This is a genomic window from Caballeronia sp. RCC_10, assembly GCF_041360715.1.
GTDB lineage: Bacteria > Pseudomonadota > Gammaproteobacteria > Burkholderiales > Burkholderiaceae > Caballeronia > Caballeronia grimmiae.
Window position 1 is genome coordinate 1 of the sequence record NZ_JBFUPT010000092.1, and the last position, 2835, is coordinate 2835.

The window sequence follows — 2835 nt, forward strand, 5'->3', positions numbered from 1 at the left end:
CACATTGCGAAAATCGCGGCAAAGGCCGCGGCGACAGACCAAAGCTGCTTCAGAAGCACCTGTATTTCAGCAACCTGCTAAGAACGAAATTTATATAAACAACCTCGCCGCTTTCCATCTGTCTCTCCGCTAGAATGCTCTATTCGATTGCAGACAGGCGTTTAAGCAGCTTGTCGGCCCGCGATTCGACGTCTGCCTCGACGCTGTGGGCGCGCATTTCGAGGACGCATGTCTTCCAGTATTCAGGGTCCGTACGAACGAACTGCGAAAGACGATTTTTTCGCCAGAGGATGTTTCTAATCGTGTCTAAACGGCTTCGATGTGGAGAAGCCCGCTTCGGGCCAGTGCATTCGCGTTCATTAGGCGCCCACGCGAAGAGGAGTTATTCAGCTGCATCGACCGTTGATGACAATGCGTAATCGCGCAAGCGTCGAAGCAGAATCTCGCGTTGGTGTTCGCGAACATAATGCTGGAAGATCAACGGGATGGATACCAGCATTGCGGCGCCGGAAACCGCGCATCCAACAAACGTCTCTGTCATGGGCATGCCTCGCTATCGCACTTGTCGACGCTGCGGTTACTTCTCGCGACGAAACCGGGAAAATTGGCGCCGACTTAATCCAGACGTTTGAACCTTTTAATCCAACAAAAGGTCTGCACAGGAGATATGGTTCCGGGTTTACCCGGCACAGTTCAATAAAATGCTTTTGCTCGCTATTAACAAACGACCTATCGTTAAAAACAAGTCGCTAATTACTGATACGCGCGAGAGTATTTTATTAATGATACTGAACAGCCTCTATTATTGGGCAATCGCTCGACTTGGACGAAACGAGCTGGTTCCGGCTTTCAAATGCTCGATAGCCAGCATGGCGTATCGGCGAGCGCTGGACAGCGAGTAACGGCGGAATATGAAGGCCAACGCGGACGACTTGCAACGGTTTCCCGGAAGACGCATGGGCGTCTGCCGCGGCAGCCATGGAGAACGTGGCCACCGACAACTCGACCGTTTGCGTCCGCGACCGGCATATGGAGGTGCGCGCCTGGGCTGCTGAAAGGCGCGATTTAATCGAAATCCGACCGGCGGTGAGGCCGTTGAAGCGCTTGCTTGAGAACATCGCCCGCCTTAAGCTCGTCGGCGGGTCCGCGTGGCGCATATCGACGCCAGCTAGTTTCGCTAAATTTGGTGAGTCGGTTGGCCGCCTGGCCGGCTCTGGAGCCGCTAGACTCTGTGCGGTACTCATATGTAATGTACCTTCTTTCGGAACTCGCTTGAGAGAGGGCGGAGTTAGGCGTTCGAAGTTTTCGTCGATTGCCTTTGCGTGCGGTCGTCGGAAGGCTCCGGCCTACGTGTTAGCAGGCGATCCCGTGCCAACGCTTGGACCAGGAGGGCATCCGTCGGCGCTTTCAACGAGACTGTTTCATGGGGGAACCATGCGCAAGCTGTTCTTCACGACAGGATCGCCGTTCGCGCGTGCCGTACGCATCGTGCTTGTCGAGAAAGGGCTTGACTTCGAGCGGGCGGAAACGTACACGACACCTAGCGCCGACGAACGTGCGAAGGTGGCGCCCACCCTGCAGGTGCCTACCCTGGTTGACGGCGACCTGACTTTATGGGATTCCGCCGTGATCATCGACTATCTCATCTCCAACTATGCCGGTCGTCCTGCGCAACAAGGCATGGCGCCGCTGGCCGCTGAATATGTCCGCGCTGCGGAAGGCTGGCACGATAAGCTTGTCCTGGCCACGTTGCAAACCTTCGGCGTTTCGACGACGACGGTGTCACAACTGCAATGGTCCGGAGTCCGGCATGAAGAGAATGAACACGCCGCGCGATGTGCCATTCGCAATCAGCATCTTCTCGATTGGTTCGAGGATCAACTCATCGGTGTCGACGGCGCTTTCGTCCCCGGCGTCGTTTCGGCTCAGGACATCCTGCTCGCATGTTTTTGCCACTTCATTGAACGTCGACCATTGAGACTATCGTGGCGAGATCCAGGCCGACCCAAGCTCGAGTCGTTGGTGGCGCGAATGGAGAGACGACCGTCTTTCCGGCAGGAGGGCGCGCTTTGGTGGGAACCGGGCGTCACCTATGCAACCGCCGCTGAGGTGGAGTGGGCGAGCCTTAAAACAATCTACGACGGGCCCAGCTTCAGCGATTGGGCATCGCAGTCCGCAGGTTAGCTGAGACTTCGACAGCGATCGAATCACGACCCCATCCACCCGAACCTTCAGGCGCAATCCGGCCATCTAGGGACGCTGGGCTCCGCCACACGACGTCGTTCGGAAGTCGCGTCCGCACGCGGATGCAGTCGTTCAAAGATGCCGCGTCGAGCCGCAAAGCGGGTCGGCGTCGGCCCGTTGATCGGCACATTCGCCGAGAGCTGCAGGCAAGCGTGCTGTGCCGTACGACGACGTACCGACAGGCGAGTTGATGGGCAATAATTTAAATTCCCCTCTGCTTTGATCTCGGCAATCTCGTGCCGGAAGCAACAGGGCCAAGTTGCCTACAGGATGGGTTCATGAAGACACGCAAATGCGCACCTCATTCGCGGCAGTCTCTGCTCGTGAACCTCGCGGTCTTGATTTTGGCATTCGGCCTTTGCGGGCAGGTATTAGCGCAGTGTCGGCCCGTCGCCGAGAGGACACGGGAAGTCGGATGAAGTACGCACTGCCGACTGTCCGCTTCCGAGCCGCTGAATTCGAGTGACCGCTTTTGAACGACGAGTTCGAAGTGAGCTGCCTGGCGAATATCGGGCCGGTTGAAACTTGAGAGAATGGCTTCCAACGGAGGAATGGAAGTCATGAAGAAGAGCCGATTCACGGAAGAACAGA

The 2835-nt window shown here is 56.8% G+C and carries 3 protein-coding genes; 1 reads left to right on the plus strand and 2 read right to left on the minus strand.

The window, feature by feature from the left end; genetic code table 11:
• Nucleotides 1–382 precede the first annotated feature (382 nt).
• Nucleotides 383–541, minus strand: a complete 159-nt coding sequence (locus tag AB6804_RS31705) for a hypothetical protein (RefSeq protein WP_370889813.1) — start codon at nucleotides 539–541, stop codon at nucleotides 383–385.
• An 893-nt stretch (nucleotides 542–1434) separates the two neighbouring features.
• Between AB6804_RS31705 and AB6804_RS31710 the strand changes: the two genes are divergently transcribed.
• Complete coding sequence (locus AB6804_RS31710) at nucleotides 1435–2184, plus strand: glutathione S-transferase family protein (protein ID WP_370889814.1); 750 nt, start codon at nucleotides 1435–1437, stop codon at nucleotides 2182–2184.
• 361 nt (nucleotides 2185–2545) lie between these two features.
• On the opposite strand, the gene AB6804_RS31715 is transcribed toward AB6804_RS31710, so the two are convergent.
• A partial coding sequence (locus tag AB6804_RS31715) for a hypothetical protein (protein WP_370889815.1) occupies nucleotides 2546–2835 on the minus strand: 290 nt, incomplete at its 5' end.

Coding starts and splice junctions, on each gene's coding strand:
- AB6804_RS31710 (WP_370889814.1), top strand. CDS start 1,435: ATGCGCAAGCTGTTCTTCACGACAGGATCGCCGTTCGCGCGTGCCGTA.
- AB6804_RS31705 (WP_370889813.1), bottom strand. CDS start 541: ATGACAGAGACGTTTGTTGGATGCGCGGTTTCCGGCGCCGCAATGCTG.